The sequence below is a fragment of the Janthinobacterium sp. TND4EL3 genome (assembly GCF_900156175.1).
GTDB lineage: Bacteria > Pseudomonadota > Gammaproteobacteria > Burkholderiales > Burkholderiaceae_D > Janthinobacterium.
The window spans coordinates 100,714-118,711 of sequence record NZ_FTMV01000004.1; the positions used below are offsets into that span (position 1 = coordinate 100,714).

Genomic DNA, 17,998 nt, shown 5'->3' on the forward strand with positions numbered 1-17,998 from the left:
ACCGCGGCGGGCATCCATAACGAGGAGTCTATGAACAGTCGTTTGCATCCCGTATTACACCCCATCGCCGCCGCTGTCGCCTTGTTGTCCATCAATATGGCGGCCCAGGCGCAGCAGGCTCCCATGCAGGAAGTCGTCGTCACCGGCATCCGCGCCTCGCTGGAACAGTCGCTGAGCCAGAAGCGCAACAGCGATTCCGTGATCGACGTCGTCAGCGCGGAAGACATCGGCAAGCTGCCCGACAAGAACGTGGCCGATGCCGTGCAGCGCGTGCCTGGCGTCAACATTTCCTCGTCGGCCGGCGGCGAGGGCGGCTTTTCGGAAAATGACCGGGTCAGCATCCGCGGCACCAGCCCCAGCCTGACGCAAACGCTGATCAACGGCCACGCTGTCGGCACGGGCGACTGGTTCGTCACGGACCAGGTCGGCACAGTGGGGCGCAGCGTCAGCTTTGCCTTGCTGCCGTCGGAAATCGTCAGCCGCGTCACCGTGCAAAAAAGCGCACAGGCCGACCTGGTGGAAGGCGGCGTGGCCGGCTCCATCAATATCGAGACGCGCAAACCGCTCAGTTTCAAGCAGCCGTTCACGGCCGAGCTGGCCGTGCAGGCCATCTATGCGGACTTGCCGGGCAAGACGGACCCGCAAATGAATGCCCTGTTCAACTGGAAGAACGAGGCGAAGACCATGGGCGTGCTGTTCCAGGTGTTTTCGGAAAAACGCCACGAACGCCGCGACGGCCAGGAATTCTTCGGCTATGGCGCCATCGACGCCAACAGCCCGGCCGCGCAAAAGCATCCGCAACTGGCCGGCGTGCTGGCGCCGCTGGGCATCAACTCGGCCTTGTTCGAACAGGTGCGCAAGCGCCAGGGCGGCAGCCTCGACCTGCAATTCAAGCCGACCCCTGATTTGATGCTGGATGTCAACGGTTTTTATTCGAAACTGGACGCGGCCAATTACAACCGCAGCTTTTATAACCAGCCCGGCGCCAACCTGAATGCCGTCGACAATGACGGCAAGCATGTGGGCGTGATTCCCAGCGCGTTTACCGTCAAGAACAATACCCTGGTGGCGGCCGATTTTCCCGCGTCGCAGTTTCCTGCCGCCAATGCCACCACGCCCTATAACGGCCAGCTGTATCCGGCCCTGGTGGACCAGATCTACCGCCCCGGCTCGAACTCGTCGACCGCGTATGTCGATGTCAACGGCAGCTACCGCGCCAGCGAGCGCCTGCGCATCACGGGCAGCCTCGGCTACACGCGCGGCATCGGCGAAACACCCGTCGACCTCGGCTATGAGGCGGGCTTGACCGGTGTGGGCGTGTCCTACCAGCTGAACGGCCTGTCGCCGGCCAGGCTGAATTTCCCGGGCCTCGATATTTCCAAATTTACCAACGTGGTGACGGCATCGGCCTGGGGTTCCCACGTGGAAACCCTGGACACGGAAAAATACGGCCAGGCCGATGGTGAACTGAGCATGGATTATGGCGTGCTGGAATCGCTGAAGTTCGGCGCCCGCTATGCGGAACACCACCGCAATGTGTCGTGGCCGGAAAACCGCAGCTGCGCCGTGTGCGACGGCACGACGAATGCGCCCTTGCCGAAGTGGAATGGCGGCACCTATCCGGGCGACTACGGCAAGGGGCTGGGCGGCAATGCGCAGGGCCGCTACTGGCAGCTCGATCCGGCCGACCTGGTGGCGTGGGCGAATAAATACGACAATTCGGGCGGGCCGAACTCGCGCAACTGGCCGGCCGAGCTGGACGTGAAGGAAAAGGACAGCGCCGCCTACCTCATGGCCAATCTGTCGGGCAACAAGTGGCGCGGCAACGTGGGCGTGCGCGTCGTGCGCACGCAGCAGACGACGGTGACGAACGTGCCGGGCGGCGAAAATCCGATCGGCCAGGAAAACATCTTCGGCACCTATACGCCCACCGTCGTCAAGCACAGCTACACGGACGTGCTGCCCAGCGCGAATATCAAGTTTGACCTGAGCAAGGACCTGGTGGCCCGCGCGGCTGTGGCGAAGACCATGGCGCGCGCCGACTACAGCGCGCTGGTGGGCGCCGTCAACCTGAACGACCAGCTGCTGACCGGTACGGGCGGCAATCCGGACCTGAAACCGATACGCTCGACCAACTACGACGCCACCCTGGAATGGTATTTCGCACCGAAAGCCATGCTGTCCGTGGGGGCGTTTTTCATGGACATGAAATCGTACGTGACCTTTGGTACGGCGCCCGTGACCTATTACAATAATACCTTCAAGAAATTCAACACCTATGTGATCCAGTCGCCGACGAATATCGGCGCGACGAACAAGGGCGTGGAACTGAGCTACCAGCAGGGCTTGTGGGGCGGTTTCGGCGTGGTGGGCAATTACACCTATACGAATGGCAAGGCCGACGATGGCGCGGCCGTGGTGGGCAGCTCGCGCGGCACCTACAACCTGGAAGGCTATTACGAGGACGAGCGCCTGAGCGCGCGCCTGGCGTACACCTACCGCTCCAGCTTCCTGGCCGGCCTGTTCAGCAGCTCGCCCCAGTATGTGCATGGCGTGGGCAACCTGGCAGCCTCGCTCAACTACAAGATCGACGAGCGCTATTCGCTGACTTTCGACGTGCTGAACCTGAATAATCCCGTGCTCAAGTATTACGGCGCCAACCAGGACCAGCCCACGGCCCTGTATTCGAATGGCCGACAATTTTACTTTGGCCTGCGCGCCAAACTGTAGTGGATAAGGCCTGACCACACCTGCTGCACGATGGTTTTGTCAGGCGTCGTCATTTTTCAGGCTTTCCGCCACAAGCGGCGGGCCTGCTTTTTTATTTGGAATTGTTTGACCATGACTATTGCACCTCAACGCTACCTCGCCCTCGACGTCCTGCGCGGCCTGACCGTCGCCCTGATGATCGTCGTCAATACCCCGGGCGACTGGGGCAGCGTGTATGCGCCTTTCCTGCATGCCGAATGGCATGGATTTACCGTCACGGACCTGGTGTTTCCCAGCTTTCTGTTTGTCGTCGGCAATGCGCTGGCCTTTGCGCTGGGCAAGTATGAACACCTGGGCCATGGCGCCGTGCTGGCCAGGCTGTGCCGGCGCAGCGCCCTGATCTTTCTGCTGGGCTTTTTGCTGTACTGGTTCCCCTTCTTCAAGATCGACGACGCGGGCCAGTTCGCCTGGTCGCCGCTGTCGCACACGCGCATCCCCGGCGTGCTGCAGCGCATCGCCGTGTGCTACCTGGCTGCCGCCCTGATCCTCCATTACGGGAAGACGCGCGGCGCCCTCGTCTTCAGCGCCTGCGCCTTGCTCGGCTATTGGGCCATCCTGGCATGCTTCGGCGACTACAGCCTGCATGGCAATGCGCCGGCCAAGCTCGACCTGTTCCTGCTGGGCGACAGCCATTTGTACCATGGCGAAGGCATCGCCTTCGACCCGGAGGGCGTGCTCGGCACCTTGCCGTCCATCGTCAATGTGATTGCCGGCTACCTGGCGGGCAGCTTTGTGCGCCAGGCAGCGCCGGCGCGGCTGCGTTCCGCGCTGTATCAGCTGGCAGTAGCGGGCGTCATCTGCGTGGCCGTGGCCCTGTGCTGGAACGAGGTGTTTCCGATCAACAAGAAGTTGTGGACCAGTTCCTACGTGATGCTGGGCATCGGCCTCGATTTGCTGCTGCTGGCGCTGCTGATGTTCGTCATTGACGTGCGTCAAATGACGGGCTGGACCTACTTCTTTGAAGTCTTCGGCAAGAATACCCTGTTCATCTACCTGGTGTCGGAAGTACTGGTGATCATCGCGTTTACCGTGCGCATCGGCGGCGTCAACCTGTACCAGTGGCTGTACCAGCAGGGGTTTACGGGCTGGGCGCCGGCGCGCGTGGGTTCGCTGCTGTTTGCCGTCAGCTTCATGCTGCTGTGCTGGCTGATCGCCTACGCCATGGACAGGCGCAAGATCTACATCAAGGTCTAAAATTTCAATTTCAGCCCATGCCGCGTGGCCAGGGCAGTGAAGAACAGCATCAGGGCGGTGACGGCGGCGGCATTCCACAGGCCGGCCGCGCCGCCCGTTGCCAGATACGGCCACCAGAAGGGCGGCAGGTGCAGCACGGCCGCCAGCTGCTGCCACAGGTCGGGCACGATGTAGGCGAACAGGGCATTGGTGCCGGCAGGCAACAGCACCACGGCCCAGGCGCGCCAGCGCCACACGTCGATGACGACGTAGAACACGAGGAACAGCGCCAGGATGAGGGCGCTGCACACGAGCGTGTACGATTCCGTCGCCGCGATCTTGTTAATGTGGTGATACGGCCGCAGCAGCAGGCCGGCCGCCAGCAGGCCCAGTGCGAACCAGGCCATGAAACGGATGCGCTGCCCATGGCTCAGGGCGGCGCTACGCAGGAACAGCTGGCCCACCAGGGTGCCGGCCAGCACATTCGCGGCCGTGGAACCGAGCACCTGCGGCACGTTCACGAAACGGTGGATGCTGTCCGGTAAAAAATCCAGGCTGCCCGCCGTGCCGCCCATGTACAGCGCAATCAGCAGGGAAAACACGCCCATCAGGGCCATGCCGCTCCCCCGGCACACCAGGTAGAGCAGGCTGCACAGCAGGTAGGCCCAGCCTATCATGCCAAGGATGCCCCACCACGACGGCTGCAGCCAGGTGCTGGAAAACTCGCCGTTCACTTCCCCACGAAAAGTTGCCAGCAGGAACAGCATCAGTGCGCCGCCCAGGGCCCGTTCCCGCTGGCCTGCATCCTGGCGCCACAGCAGGAGCATGGCCACGTAAAACAGCAGGAAATACGGGGCGCGCGGCAGCAGCGCCGCCTGCGCATCGTAGCGGTAGGCATTCGCCAGCACGACGCCGGCCAGCATCAGGCTGGCGGAGCGCCACAGCAGGCGTCCCAGCAGGGCCGGCGTGACGTGGCCGCAATGGCGCTGCATGGCCAGCGGAATGGCCATGCCGACCATGAACAGGAAACCGGGAAAGACGAGGTCGGGCACGGTGACGCCGTCGGCGCGGGGCCCCGCATGTTCGAGCCACCAGGCGATGCCGGGCATGCCGGCCAGGTAGTTGACCCAGATCATGGCGATGATCACGCAGCCGCGAAAGGCGTCCAGGCTGGTCAATCGTTCAGGAGCGGCGGCTGCGGTGGCTGGCGGCATGGCGGGAATAGACAGGTCGAAAAAAAAGCGGCCCCGGCATACACCGGGAACCGCTCTGGCAAGGATGCTTGCTGGCAAGTATTACTTGGCCGCTGCCGCCGGCGCCGCCGCTGCCGTGGCAGGACGGTTCAGCCAGAAGATCCAGTAGCGGGCCAGGTCGCCCACGCCGTCGCCGCCCTTGACGGTTTCCAGCACCTTGATGGCTTCATCTTTCTTGCCAGCCATGGCATAGGAATAGCCGAGGCGCAGCTTGGCATCTTCAGGACGCTTCAGGCCGCCCTTGGCGATGCCTTTCTGGATCAGGTCGATACCTTTGTCGAACTGGTCCATCGTCACGAAGGCGTAGCCGAGGTTGATCAAGCCCGTGCCGTCCTTGCTCTTCATGGCCGACGCTTCACCGCTGGCGATGTTTTTCACGTCGTCGGCGGCAGCCTTGTTGGCCTGGTCGCGCAGTTTCTTGTGCTTGGCGGCATTGGCGCCCGTACCCAGCGCGCCCTTGGCAAAGCCGGCGTCGAGCACTTTTTTCGCTTCCGTCGGGAAAGCATTCTGCAGTGCGATTTCGGCCATGTCGCTGTAGTCCTGTGGCGGCATGGTGTCGACGGCCTTGAATTGCAGGCGCAGCACGTCGAGCGCGAAGCGGTCGGAATAGCCGGCCTTGCCTTGCGCGCGGCTCAGCAAGTCGGTCCAGTAGTCATCCGACGGGTAGTAGCGCACCAGGTTTTCCATGGCGATCAGGTAGGTGGCCGGATCCTTGCTCTTCGCGCCTGTATTGGCCAGCAATTGCAGTTCTTCGATCGTTGGCGTCTTGCCTGCCTGCTGCTTGGCCGCCAGGTCGGACATCAGTTCCTGTTTCGCGCGCGCAAAATCATTGCTGAAGTAGTAGGCACGGATGATGTACTGGCGCACGCCGGTGACATCGCCTGTTTCCGTCTGGTAGCGGGTGAACCACTTGATGGCGCCCGGATAGTCCTTGGCGTTGTAGTGGTAGTTGGCCAGCGCCTGGATGAAATCGCCTTGCGCTTTCTTGTCCAGTTTGCCCGACTCGATCACCGCTTCGAGCGCCGTCATGGCCATCGGCGCATTGTTGGTGGTCGACGCCAGCGCCACGCGCAGGCGGTTCAGCACGAACAGTTCGTAGGGCGTCAGGGCGGGGATGGCGGCAGCCTGGTCGATGCGGCTTTGCACGTCGGCGTAGTTTTTCGCATCCATCGAGGCCTTCACGGCATCCGGATCGACCAGCTTGAACACTTCAGGGCGCACCGTATCGGCTGGTGCGGGAGCAGGCGCGCCGGCAGCGGCGGCCGGCTTGGCATCCTGTGCGTGCGACAGGGCTGGCAGGACGTTCAGGCCGATGGCTGCCAGCAGCAGGCTAAGACGGGCAAGGCGGAATTGGGACATTGTCAATCCTTCAATCAATAACAAAAATACACACCGGCAATGGCTGCCGCAGCGTCGTGCCGCAGCGTTGCCAGAGGGCAAGGAAGCTCAAAAAAAACACACATTCTGCCATTCTGCCTGCATAAGTCAAAGAGAGGCAGCATGGTAAATAGCGGCTATTGTCACATAAACGGCTGGGCCGGTGCGGCAACGGTGCGCGGCAGGGCTTGCCCCGACACATCGAACAGCAGGCAGTGCCGCGGCGGCAGGTACAGGCGCATGGGCGCGCCCGGCTGGCGCAAGGCTTCCTGGGCCGGCAGCTTGACGGCCAGCATCTCGGCCACGCCCGGCATGCTGGCGTAGACGATGGCCACGTCGCCCAGGTATTCGACGTGGCTGACGGCCGCATCGACGACGTTGTCCCCCGCCTGGCCGCCCGTATTGCCGCCCTCGTGCAGGCCGACATGCTCGGCGCGCACGCCCAGGGTCAGGCGGTCGCCGGGCGCCACGCGCTCGCCGCCGGCCTCGACCTCGATCACGGCGCCGCCGGGCAGGCGCACGGCCACCGTGCCGGGGCCGCAGGCGACGGCGTCGCAAGCGATGAAGTTCATCTTCGGCGCACCGAGGAAGCCGGCCACGAACAGGTTGCCGGGATGGTTGTACAGCTCGTGGGGGCTGCCCACCTGCTCGATGCGCCCGCCGTTGAAGACGACGATGCGCTCGCCCAGGGTCATGGCCTCGACCTGGTCGTGCGTGACGTAGATCATGGTGGTCTTGAGTTCCTGGTGCAGGCGCGAGATTTCCACGCGCATCTGCACGCGCAGCGAGGCGTCCAGGTTCGACAGCGGCTCGTCGAACAGGAAGACCTGGGGCTTGCGCACGATGGCGCGGCCGATGGCCACGCGCTGGCGCTGGCCGCCCGACAGGTCCTTGGGTTTGCGCTGGAGCAAAGGCGCGATCTGCAGGATGTCGGCCGCGCGCTCGACGGCGGCGCGCACCTCGGCTTTCTTATGCCCGGCCAGGGTCAGGGCAAAAGCCATGTTTTCAAACACCGTCATGTGCGGATACAGGGCGTAGCTCTGGAACACCATGGCCAGGCCCCGTTCGGCCGGGGCGATGTCGTTGGCCAGCTTGCCGCCGATATGCAGCTCGCCGCCCGTGATGTCTTCCAGGCCGGCGATCATGCGCAGCAGGGTTGATTTACCGCAACCGGACGGTCCCACGAAGACGACGAATTCGCCGTCGCGGATATCGAGGTCGATGCCGTGGATGACCGGGTGCTTGTCGTCGTACAGCTTGACGATATTCTTTAAAACGATATGTGCCATGGACTGTGTGATTCCTAGCTTGCGCTGGCCGGCGTGGAGGCGGCGCCGGCGTCAGATGGGTCGGATGCGTCCTTCGGGCCGATGCGCATGAAGCGCGACAGGATCAGCACGGGCAGGGCCGACACCAGCACCCACAGGAAAAAGGTCTTGTAGCCGAGCGCCGTCTGGATGTCGCCGCTGATCATCTTGAACAGCACGAATCCCAGCTGCATCACGCCGGTGGCGAACGCATAGTGGGCCGTCTGGTACTTGCCCACGGAGACCACCTGCATCATGAACAGGATCAGGCCGACGAAGCCGAAGCCATAGCCGAACATCTCCACGCTGAGCGCGGCCGTGATCAGGGTCAGGTCGGTGGGCATGCTGTGGCTCAGGTAGTAGAACACCAGGTTCGGCAAGTTCATGGCCAGGATCAGGAAGACCATGGCGCGTTTCAGGCCCAGCCACGACGTGAAGTAGCCGCCGCCTACGCTGCCCAGCAGGAAGGCGACGGTGCCGGCCGTGCCGTACACGGCGCCCACTTCCGTCGTCGACAGGCCCAGGCCGCCCAGTTCGCGCGCTTCGCGCAGGAACAGCGGGCCGATGGTCTGCACCTGCGCCTCGCCCGCGCGGAACAGGATGATGAAGGCGATCATGCCCCAGATGCCGGGCTTTTTCAGGAAGTCCACCAGCACGTCCCACAGGGTGCGGCTGATGCCGGCCACGCTCTTGTCGGCCACGGCCGCGTTGCGCACCTGCGGCAGCGCCCACAGGTGGTAGGCGGCCAGCGACAGCATCATGGCGCCGATGATCAGGAAGATCACCGACCAGGCGGGCTGGATGCCGATTTTTTTCTCCAGGTAGCCGGCCAAGATCACCAGGCCGCCCAGCGAGATGAACTTGCCCGCGTTGAAGAAGGCGCCTTGCCAGCCCGCGTAGGCGGCCTGCTGCTTGTCCGACAGGCTGGCGATATACAGGCCGTCGCAGACGATGTCGTGCGTGGACGAGGCCAGCGCGGCGACGAACAGCACGGCGATGCAGGCGGCGAACCACAGCGGCGTCTGCAGGGCCAGCGCGATCAGGCCCAGGCTCAGGCCGCCGGCGAACTGGAACAGCACCACCATGGTCTTCTTGCTCGACGCCAGTTCCAGGAAGGGGCTCCACAGCGACTTGAAGACCCAGGCAAAGCCGATCAGTCCCGTCCAGCGGGCGATCTGGTCGTTCGGCACGCCCATGCTCTTGAACATCAGGCCGGCCACCAGGGCCACGGCGTAGAACGGCAAGCCCTGGGCGAAGTACAGGGTGGGCACCCAGGTGATCGGGCTGCGTTTGCTGATGTTGCTGCGCTTGTCGTGCATGGAGGCTTCCTTATCGAGAGACGTTTTCATTTGACTGCACCATCCATGCCGCGCATGAAGAAGCGTTGGGTAAACAGGAAGGCGAGCAGGGTCGGCACGATGGTGATCAATGTGCCGGCGGCGATCACGCGCGTGCTGCTGCCGAAGGTGCCGCGCAAATACAGCACGCCCACCGACAGCGGGAATTCATCGGGCTTGCTCATGACGATGGACGGCCAGATGTATTCATTCCACGATTCGACGGCCGTCAGGATGCCGACGGTGGCCAGCCATGGCGTAATCAGCGGCAGCATGATGCGGCTGAAGATGATCCACTCGGACGCGCCATCGACCCGCGCCGCGTCGATCAGGTCTTGCGGCACTTCCTCGAACGCCTGCTTGAGCAGCAAGATGGCCACGGCCGTCACCACGTTGGGCAGGATCACGCCCGTGTAGGTGTCGACCAGGCTCATTTGCGTGATGGTGATGAAGTTGACGAGGAAATTGACTTCCGACGGCAGCACCAGGGTGGCCAGGATCAGGCCGAACACGAGCTTGCGGCCGCGGAATTTCAGGCGCGCCAGCGGATACGCGGCCAGTGAGCACAGCAGCAGTTTCCAGAAGACGGTGAACACGGCGATCAGCACCGAGTTCTTGAAGAACGACCAGATGGGAATCGCATTGAACACTTCGATGAAGTTGTCGAACGACGGCGCCTTGGGCCAGAAGGTGGGCGGGAAGGCGAAGATATTGCCTTCCGTGGAGACGGCCGTCACCAGCGTCCACCAGAACGGGAAGACGCAGACGACGGCGATCGCGCACAGCACGGCATAGTGGCCCAGTATGTGCAGGCGGGTTTTCAGGGGGCGGGAACGTTTTTGCATGGTCTTGTCCCGCTCAGCGGTGCTTGGGTTTGAGGTAGCGCAGGCACAGCAGGGCGATACCGATGCAGAATAGGGACACGACGAAGCTGGCCGCCAGCGCGCGCGGCAGCTTCAGGTGTTTCAAGCCCTGGTCGTAGGCGTAGTACAGCGCCGTGAAGGTGGAATTCATGGGGCCGCCCTGGGTCAGCACGTCGACTTCCTGGTACGCCTTCAGGGCCGCCAGCACGGACAGGATGGAGCACAGCATGATGGTCGGGCGCAGCATGGGCACGGTGATCTTCCAGAAGCGCTGCCAGCGGCTGGCGCCGTCGAGCATGGCCGCTTCCTGCATGTCCGACGGAATCGATTGCAGCGCCGCCAGGTACATCACCATGTACCAGCCCAGGCCGCGCCACAGGGTGACGAACATGACGGCGAACAGGGCCAGGCTGTCGTCCGACAGCCAGCCCACGGGCGCGTTCACGAGCTTTAACGTCATCATCACGTAGTTCAGCGCGCCCTGTTCGTGGAACATGAAGCCCCACATGATGCCGACGACGGACACGGTGGTCACCACGGGCACGTAGAAGGCGGCGCGGAACAAACGGATGCCGGGCAGGCGGTTGTTCACCAGCACGGCGAGGGTGATGGCGCCCACCTGCACGAAGGGCACCATCAGCAAAAACATCAGCGAATTCTTCAGGCCCGAGACGAACATCTCGTTATTGAAGATGTAGCGGAAGTTGTCGAGGCCGACGAAGCGCGTCTCGCGTATCAGGCTGTAGTCGGTGAAGGCCAGCACGGAGCCGTAGCCGACGGGCCAGAACGAAAAGGCGGCCAGCAGCAGCAGGGCGGGGGCGAGGAACAGCCAGGCTTGCACGGTGTGGCGGTGGGCGAGTTTCATGGTGTCCTCAGTGGCGCGGCAGGGTGGCCAGCTTGCGGTTCCAGATGGCGACGGCCTGGTCCAGCGCCTGCTTCACGTCCTGCTTGCCCGTCACGCCCGCCTCGACGGCTTTCACCAGCGAGCGGCGCAATTCGTCGTAGTCGTCGATGCCGGCCACGTACAGGGTGCGCGAGTGGCCCATCGACAGGGCGCCGGCAGCCACCGCTTTTTCAGCCGCGCCCGCGTTCTTCGGCGTGGCCAGGAAGAATGGATCGGCGGCCGCCTTCACGGTGGTGGGGAAGACGCTGGCCTGGCGCGCGAAGTCCAGCTGGTTGGCGTCGTTCGTCAGGTAGCGCGCGAACTTGCCCACCGATGGCAGCAGCTGCGCCGGCACGCCTTTCGGAATGGCGAAGTGCACGAGCCAGCCGCCGTCGGCGATGCCCGTCGGGCCCAATGGCGCCGGCGCCACGTCGGTGATGGCGTAGATATCCTTCGCATCGCTGCGGATGCGCTGCATGGCCGTGGGCGGCGCGAGCAGCATGCCCAGGCGCCCGCCCTTGTAGGCGTCGATGACGGCCGGGAAATTATCCTCGGCGAACAGGCTTTCCTTCAACAGGCCGCCCGCCTTGTAGGTGTCGGCCAGCTTTTGTACCAGCGCCACGTGCCGCGGCGAATTGAAGACGGCGCGGTTGTCCGTGATGACGGCCAGGCCCTGCTGCATGAACAGGCCATCGATTTTCGACAGGGCCGGGGCGATGCCGGCCTTGCCAGTGCGTTGCGCGATCTGGCGCGCGAACGCCAGCTGTTCATCGAGGCTGGCGGGGCCGCGCGCGAGGCCCGCCTGTTTGAAGATGTCGGTATTGAAGGCGATTACCGCGACATTGCTGTACATGGGAAAACCGTAGGTGCGGCCCTTGAAGCGCAGGTCGTCCAGGGCGCTGGGCAGGTAGCTGGCGCGCGCCTCGCCCAGCAGGCTGTCGACGGGCGTGAGCAAGCCGTCGCGCGCATATTCATCGGCCCAAGGCACGTTCAGGCTGACCAGGGCGGGCGGCGTGCCGGCCACGATGCGCGTGACCAGCTTGGTCTGGATGACGTCCCACGGGAAGTCGATCCATTCGATTTTGACGTCGGGATTCTGCGCCTCATAGCGCGCCACCACCGCATTGAAATACGGCGTGAACTTGGGCTTCATGCTGAAGGTCCAGAATTCGATTTTCTCGACAGCCCATGCCTGCGGCGCGAGCAGGCCCGCGCAGGCAAACACTGCCAACAGTCTCTTGATCGTCATTTTTATCCTGGAGCGCAAGGCTCCAATGTCCATGAGTCCGCGGCGCGGGTACATGCCCTTGCCGTCGCTTATAGTCGGGTATTGCCGGCGGCAGCCGCGCTCCGTGCCGGGGGCGCCGCTGCCGTCTACTGCTTAAATACTGCTTAGTTGGTCTTGGTGACCTTGCTCAGGTGGCGCGGCGCATCCGGGTCCATGCCGCGCGCGGCCGACAGTTTGGCCGCCATCACGTAGAAGGACTGGATGGCAACGATCGGATCGAGGTCCGGCGTGGCCGCCACGGGCAGGGTCAGGTCGCGCTCGGCCACGTCGGCGGGGGCCGCCAGCAAGACCTTGGCGCCGCGCCCGCGCATCTCGGTTGCCAGTTGCAGCAGGCCGGCCTGGGTCGGGCCGCGCGTGGCGAAAATCAGCAGCGGGTAGCCGTCTTCGATCAGGGCCATGGGGCCGTGCTTGATTTCGGCGCCGCTGAAGGCTTCCGCCTGCAAAGCCGAGGTTTCCTTGAATTTCAGGGCCGACTCCAGCGCCACGGGGAAGCTGATGCCGCGTCCCACGACCATGATGTTGCGCGCCGGCGCCAGCACGTCGATGGCGGGCGACCAGTCGACGCGGGTCGCTTCGAGCAGCGCCTCGGGCAGCGCTTCCAGGCCTCCCAGCAGCTCGGGATCGTTCTGCCACTGGGCCACCATGCGCGCGCCGGCGACCAGGCTGGTGATGAAGCTTTTCGTGGCGGCGACGCTTTGCTCCTTGCCTGCGCGCAGGGGCATGGCCCACTCGGCGGCGTGCGCCAGCGGCGATTCGATGTCGTTGACGAGGGCCACGGTGGTGGCGCCGCCGTCGCGGAAGTAGCGGATCGGCTCGACCACGTCCGGGCTCTGGCCCGATTGCGAAATCGAGATGGCCAGCGTGTCGCGCGTCACCAGCGGCGACTTGTTCAGGGTCACCAGCGACATCGGCAAGGATGCCACGACGCGGCCCAGGCGCGCCATGATCAGGTAGGCGACGTAGTTGCAGGCGTGGTCGGAGCTGCCGCGCGCGATGGTCAGCGCCGTGGAGAACGAGGTGCTCCTCAATTTGCGGCCCAGTTCCGCGTAGCGTTCCGTGTCGCTGGCCAGTTGCAGGGCGACGCATTCAGCGGCGGAAACGGCTTCTTTAAGCATCATTGAGGTCACAGATTTCTCCTTCTATATACACAGCTTTGAGTTTGAGATCGCGATCGAGTACCACCAGATCGGCGTAAGTGCCGGGGGCCAGCCGGCCGCGTTCTTCCAGGCCCAGGTAATCGGCGGCGTTGGTCGACACGCGCTTGGACGCGTCGGCCAGGTCCAGTCCCAGTCCCACCAGGTTGCGCAGCGCCTGGTCCAGGGTCAGGGTGCTGCCCGCCAGCGTGCCGTCGGGCAGGCGCACGCCGCCCATGCATTTCTGCACGGCGTGGCGGCCCAGCATGTATTCGCCGTCCGGCATGCCGGTGGCGGCCGTCGAATCGGTGACGCAGTACAGGCGCGGGATGGCGCGCAGGGCCACCTTGATGGCGCCCGGATGCACGTGCAGCAGGTCGGGAATCAGTTCGGCGTATTCGGCGTGCGCCAGCGCGGCGCCGACCATGCCCGGCTCGCGGTGATGCAGGCCGCTCATGGCGTTGAACAGGTGCGTGAAGCCCATGGCGCCGTGTTCCAGCGCGGCCACGCCGTCCTCATAGGAGCCCAGCGTGTGGCCGATCTGCACGCGCACGCCGGCGTCGGCCAGCGCGCGCACCAGGTCCAGGTGGCCGGCGATTTCCGGCGCCACGGTGATGACGCGCAGCTTGGCCAGCGTTTGCAGGCGCTCGATTTCAGCCAGCGTGGCGGCGCGTGCGTAGTTCGGCTGCGCGCCGAGCTTGCCGGAATTGATGTACGGGCCTTCCAGGTGGGCGCCCAGCACGCGCGCCGTGTTCGGGCGGCGGTTGTTGGCGGCGATGCCGATGGCCGTCAAGGCCATGTCGATGTCTTCCGGCGGCGCCGTCATGGTGGTGGCCAAGAGGCTGGTGGTGCCGTGGCGCGCGTGGATGGCCGCGATGGTGTAGACGGCTTCGCCGCCTTCCATGATGTCCTTGCCGGCGCCGCCATGCACGTGCAGGTCGATGAAGCCGGGCAAGATATAGTCGTCGCTGTTGTTCGACGGGTGGAGGGAATCGCCCGTGATGCTGTCGACGCGCTCGCCGAAGGCGATGGCGCCGTGGATCCAGCCGCCCGGGGTAAGAATATTGCCTTTGATAGTGCTGCTCATCTGCGCGACTCCGCTACGAATTCATAATAATCACTGCGGCAATACGAGTGGGTCAGTTCCACCGCTGCGCCGTTGTCGAGATAACTGACACGGGTGATATGCAGCATGGCTTCACCCGTCTTGATATTGGCCAGCTTGGCCTGTTCCGCCGTGGCGTTGACGGCGCGGATATGCTGCAGCGCGCGCATCGGGATGGTGCCGCGCGACTCCAGGTAGCCGTACAGCGAATCGGTGACCTGCTGCGGGTCCGGCATGTACAGCGCGGGGATGGTGGTCGTCTCGATCGCCATCACCACTTCGTCGGCCGTGCGCAGGCGGCGCAGGCGCGCCACCGGCATGTGCGGCGACAATCCCAGCGACAGCAGTTCCAGCGGCGCGGCCGAGCCGATGTCGCGCTGCAGCCAGCGCGAGCCGGCCGTGAAGCCCCGCTGGCGCAGTTCCTCGGAAAAGCTCGTCAGGCGCGACAGCGGCTGTTCCAGCTTGGGCGTGATATAGGTGCCCGAGCCGCGCTTGCGCGTCAGCATGCCCCGGTCGCACAGCATGTCGATGGCCTTGCGCGCCGTCACGCGCGAGATTTCCAGGATGTCGGACAGCACGCGCTCCGAGGGCAAGGCCTGGTTGGCGCGCCAGTCGCCGCTGGCGATGCCGTCCGACAGCATGTTTGCCAGCTGCATGTAGAGCGGCGTGTCGCTGGCGGGATTCGGTTTGAAGGCAGACAGTTTGGTCAGCATGGTCATTGCTCCCGCAAGTGCTTGCTGATCAGGCGCAGGCCGCCTGCGGCCGAGTCGCCCTGTGCCGGCACGACCAGTTGCAGCAGTGCGGCCGGCAGGTAGCTCGACAAGGGCGCCGCCAGCCCGCCGCATAGGGCCACGGGCAGGGTGCCGGCCGGGTCCAGCGCCCTGGCGATGAGGGCGATCTGCTGGCCCGCGTCGGTCAGGATGGCGCGCGCCACGGCGTTGGTGGCCGCATGTTCGAGCACCAGCCGCGCCAGTTGCGCGAACGTCGTCTGGCTGGCTGCCGCCAGCCACACCTGCATGGCGTCGCGCTGGCCGCCGCAGGCGTCGATGACGGCCGTGGCGAAGGCGCTGCCGGGCACGCGGCCATCGGCCACCTGCTGCGCGTGGTTGATGGCGCGCATGCCGATCCAGGCGCCGCCCGCTTCGTCGCCGGAGGGAAAGCCCCAGCCGCCCACTTCGTGGCGGCTGCCGTCCGCGTGCAGCACTTCGCCCACGCTGCCCGTGCCGATGGCAACGATGACGCCCGGCTGGCCCGCGTGCGCGCCGAGCAGGGTGGTCAGGGCATCGGATTCGAGCGCCACGCAGGCATAGCCGGGATTATGTTCGGTGAAGCTGGCGGCCCACTGCTTGTTGTGCACGCCGGCCAGGCCCAGGCCGATGGCCATGCGTTGCAGGGGCGGCTGTTCCAGGCCGGCCGTGCGGAAAGCCAGGGTGACGGCATGGGCGACGGACGTCCAGGCCCGCTCGATGCCCAGTCCCAGGCCGGAAGGGCCGCTTTGTCCCTGCCCCAGTTCCTCGCCATCGAGGCGCGCCAGGCGTACGCGGGTGCCGCTGCCCCCGCCGTCGACGCCGATTATGTATTCGATCATGTTGTGCAGTCCCGCTTATGGTTGGATGCGCCTGTCTCGGTTTTTTATTTGTCGGGCGGCGAAAAAGCTGAAGGCACTATATTGTCGCCTCGATGGCTTGTCAACAGGTATTTAAGTGGTATTAACAAATGCGTTGCGCGGTGTCGCGCCATGCCCGAGGTGGATATCGCAAGTTGTTGTTAATAAAGGAGTTTTTGTTGATGGTGAATGGTATTGAAATTGGCCTTGTTCAATGCCAATTTTTTCCAACTGGTCTGTTGCTGGCCGCGCGGTATTGCTTGCATACATGCTTGGCAAGGGACGCCATGAAGAGTAAAGTCCGCCTTTTACACCTGAGTTGGAAGAGCATGATGAACGACAAGGCAGCAAAGAGCGCGTACTGGGACGACTGGCAGCAAGAGGCGCTGGCCGCCGGTGTGTCGGCGCCGCTGGCCGCGCTGGGCATGGAAATGATGCGCACGCACCGCAAGAACCGCTGGCCTAAGGATTTCCTGGGACGCGAAAGCGATGGACCGGTCATGATCGAGATGTGCCTGGAAGACGAGGCGGAAACGGAATTGTTCTTCATCGAGAACCTGTATCCCTACGATACGGCGCTGATCGAGAAGACGCGCCGCCGCCTGTGCCTGCACTGAGCGGGCGCTGATGTGTGACTGGAGCGGCCGCATTGCGCGGCCGTTTTCACGTCAGGTACTGAATTTTTCGCTGCTGGTAGTAGCGCTGGCGCGCATGCGCAGGCCCAGCAGCACGATGGCGACCAGCAGCAGCGACTGCGCGCTCGGTTCATACGGCGCGCGCGCGCGCGGAGCGGCGTCGGGCGGCTGGAAACCGGCCTGGCGCATGGCCACGGTGGCCGGCGCCGCCTGGTAGGCGGCCAGCTGAATCGGCGGCGGCGCGGCTGCCGCATGCGTGTTGCCAGCGGCCCATAACGATAGGGCCGCGCCCAGCAAGATCATCTTTCTCATCATATAGTCTATTTCCGCCGAGGCTAGTAAGTCGATTGCACATGGTTACGCCGTATGCCGGTCCATGTCCTGTCCCCAGTGTGTATGCTTGCTTCCGGTGCGGTCATACTGCACGGAAATAATATCTTTTTATAAAGTTCGTGTATTAAAACATAATAAAGTGAAAATGCAAATGTCTTTTTGCGCATAAGCGCATGCGCTGATGGTGCTGGCCGGCGCACTCTATTGCATGGGGGAAATGACGTGGCATTTTCATGGGGCGGTGTCATAATGGCCCAGGCACTTTCGCCCAGGCATGGAGTAGATGATGAGCAAGGCACAGGACAGCAAGAAAGAAGCCAAGAAAGAACCGGCCAAGACCATGAAGGAAAAGAAGGAAGCCAAGAAGGTCAAGAAAGAAGAGCGCAAGCGCTGATCATGCGCGTGCGACGTTCATGGACGCGCCCGTGGGGTGCGCCGGCCGTGCTGGCGGCGTGCGCCGTGCTGGCCTTCGGTACGCCCGTGTCCGGCGTGCTGGCGCAGGCCAAGCCCGCGCCGAGCACGTTCGGGCAAGTGGTGGGCAATGCCGTGCTGTGCCTCGACCATATCGACAACAAGGCCTTCTATGCCTACCTGCTGACGGCTTTCGGTCCGGCCTACAAGCATGAGGGCGGCGCCTACTGGTTCCGCACGGAAGCGACCCTGTGGGGCGCGCCCATTACCGACGTGATCGTCAGCGACGACACCAGTGCTCTCGTCTTCATGGGCGTGGTGGCGGACTCGACGCCGGAAAAGCTGGAGCCGGCCATCCGTAGCGCCTCGGGTTTGCGTTTCAATAAGCTCGACAATTCCGCATTTCCCGTCCGTGCTTCCGAACCTGGCAGTAAAATCGTGTACTTCCGCAGCAAGGCAAAAGTGTATTGCGCCAAATACAAGCCGTTGCCGCCCGCCCGCACCCGGTGAGGGCAGCGGCCTGCC

At 64.0% G+C, this 17,998-nt stretch carries 16 protein-coding genes; 4 read left to right on the forward strand and 12 right to left on the reverse strand.

The window, feature by feature from the left end:
- Positions 1 to 30: 30 nt before the first annotated feature.
- Positions 31 to 2,730 (forward strand): TonB-dependent receptor, encoded by a 2,700-nt coding sequence (locus BXA07_RS08620; protein WP_076567323.1) that lies wholly within the window; start codon positions 31 to 33, stop codon positions 2,728 to 2,730.
- Positions 2,731 to 2,841: 111 nt separating this feature from the next.
- Positions 2,842 to 3,963, forward strand: coding sequence for an acyltransferase family protein (locus BXA07_RS08625; protein ID WP_076567325.1), 1,122 nt, complete (start codon positions 2,842 to 2,844; stop codon positions 3,961 to 3,963).
- Here BXA07_RS08625 and BXA07_RS08630 read toward each other — a convergent pair.
- The 11 genes from BXA07_RS08630 to BXA07_RS08680 all read right to left on the reverse strand — a co-directional run bounded on the left by BXA07_RS08630 (position 3,960) and on the right by BXA07_RS08680 (position 16,076).
- Entirely contained in the window at positions 3,960 to 5,156 is a 1,197-nt protein-coding gene (locus BXA07_RS08630) for a DUF5009 domain-containing protein (RefSeq protein ID WP_083708110.1), read from the reverse strand. The two genes, BXA07_RS08625 and BXA07_RS08630, sit on opposite strands and share 4 nt — an antisense overlap.
- Before the next feature lie 81 nt (positions 5,157 to 5,237).
- Entirely contained in the window at positions 5,238 to 6,554 is a 1,317-nt protein-coding gene (locus BXA07_RS08635) for a tetratricopeptide repeat protein (RefSeq protein ID WP_076567328.1), read from the reverse strand.
- A gap of 161 nt (positions 6,555 to 6,715) precedes the next feature.
- Complete coding sequence (gene ugpC, locus BXA07_RS08640; protein ID WP_076567329.1) at positions 6,716 to 7,861, reverse strand: ABC transporter ATP-binding protein; 1,146 nt, start codon at positions 7,859 to 7,861, stop codon at positions 6,716 to 6,718.
- Positions 7,862 to 7,875: 14 nt separating this feature from the next.
- On the reverse strand, positions 7,876 to 9,198 hold the full coding sequence (locus BXA07_RS08645) for an MFS transporter (protein ID WP_076567331.1): 1,323 nt from the start codon (positions 9,196 to 9,198) through the stop codon (positions 7,876 to 7,878).
- 26 nt (positions 9,199 to 9,224) lie between these two features.
- Positions 9,225 to 10,061, reverse strand: coding sequence for a carbohydrate ABC transporter permease (locus BXA07_RS08650; protein ID WP_076567332.1), 837 nt, complete (start codon positions 10,059 to 10,061; stop codon positions 9,225 to 9,227).
- Between the two features lie 13 nt (positions 10,062 to 10,074).
- Positions 10,075 to 10,944: a carbohydrate ABC transporter permease gene (locus BXA07_RS08655; protein ID WP_076567334.1), complete on the reverse strand. Its 870-nt coding sequence runs from the start codon at positions 10,942 to 10,944 to the stop codon at positions 10,075 to 10,077.
- A 7-nt stretch (positions 10,945 to 10,951) separates the two neighbouring features.
- A complete protein-coding gene (locus BXA07_RS08660) occupies positions 10,952 to 12,211 on the reverse strand; it encodes an ABC transporter substrate-binding protein (protein WP_076567335.1) in 1,260 nt (419 codons plus the stop codon).
- Between the two features lie 143 nt (positions 12,212 to 12,354).
- Positions 12,355 to 13,368, reverse strand: coding sequence for an SIS domain-containing protein (locus tag BXA07_RS08665; RefSeq protein WP_076567337.1), 1,014 nt, complete (start codon positions 13,366 to 13,368; stop codon positions 12,355 to 12,357).
- Positions 13,358 to 14,470 (reverse strand): N-acetylglucosamine-6-phosphate deacetylase, encoded by a 1,113-nt coding sequence (gene nagA / locus BXA07_RS08670; RefSeq protein ID WP_076567339.1) that lies wholly within the window; start codon positions 14,468 to 14,470, stop codon positions 13,358 to 13,360. The genes BXA07_RS08665 and nagA overlap by 11 nt, the downstream gene beginning before the upstream one ends.
- Positions 14,467 to 15,201: a GntR family transcriptional regulator gene (locus BXA07_RS08675; protein ID WP_076567677.1), complete on the reverse strand. Its 735-nt coding sequence runs from the start codon at positions 15,199 to 15,201 to the stop codon at positions 14,467 to 14,469. Before BXA07_RS08675 ends, nagA begins: the two co-directional genes overlap by 4 nt.
- A 2-nt stretch (positions 15,202 to 15,203) precedes the next feature.
- Complete coding sequence (locus BXA07_RS08680; RefSeq protein WP_076567340.1) at positions 15,204 to 16,076, reverse strand: glucosamine kinase nucleotide-binding domain-containing protein; 873 nt, start codon at positions 16,074 to 16,076, stop codon at positions 15,204 to 15,206.
- A gap of 347 nt (positions 16,077 to 16,423) precedes the next feature.
- Here BXA07_RS08680 and BXA07_RS08685 point away from each other — a divergent pair, with 347 nt between their 5' ends.
- Positions 16,424 to 16,711, forward strand: a complete 288-nt coding sequence (locus tag BXA07_RS08685) for a hypothetical protein (RefSeq protein WP_076567341.1) — start codon at positions 16,424 to 16,426, stop codon at positions 16,709 to 16,711.
- Between the two features lie 51 nt (positions 16,712 to 16,762).
- On the opposite strand, the gene BXA07_RS08690 is transcribed toward BXA07_RS08685, so the two are convergent.
- Positions 16,763 to 17,044 (reverse strand): hypothetical protein, encoded by a 282-nt coding sequence (locus tag BXA07_RS08690; RefSeq protein WP_139335499.1) that lies wholly within the window; start codon positions 17,042 to 17,044, stop codon positions 16,763 to 16,765.
- Between the two features lie 414 nt (positions 17,045 to 17,458).
- Between BXA07_RS08690 and BXA07_RS08695 the strand changes: the two genes are divergently transcribed.
- Positions 17,459 to 17,983: a hypothetical protein gene (locus BXA07_RS08695; RefSeq protein WP_076567345.1), complete on the forward strand. Its 525-nt coding sequence runs from the start codon at positions 17,459 to 17,461 to the stop codon at positions 17,981 to 17,983.
- Positions 17,984 to 17,998 lie beyond the last annotated feature (15 nt).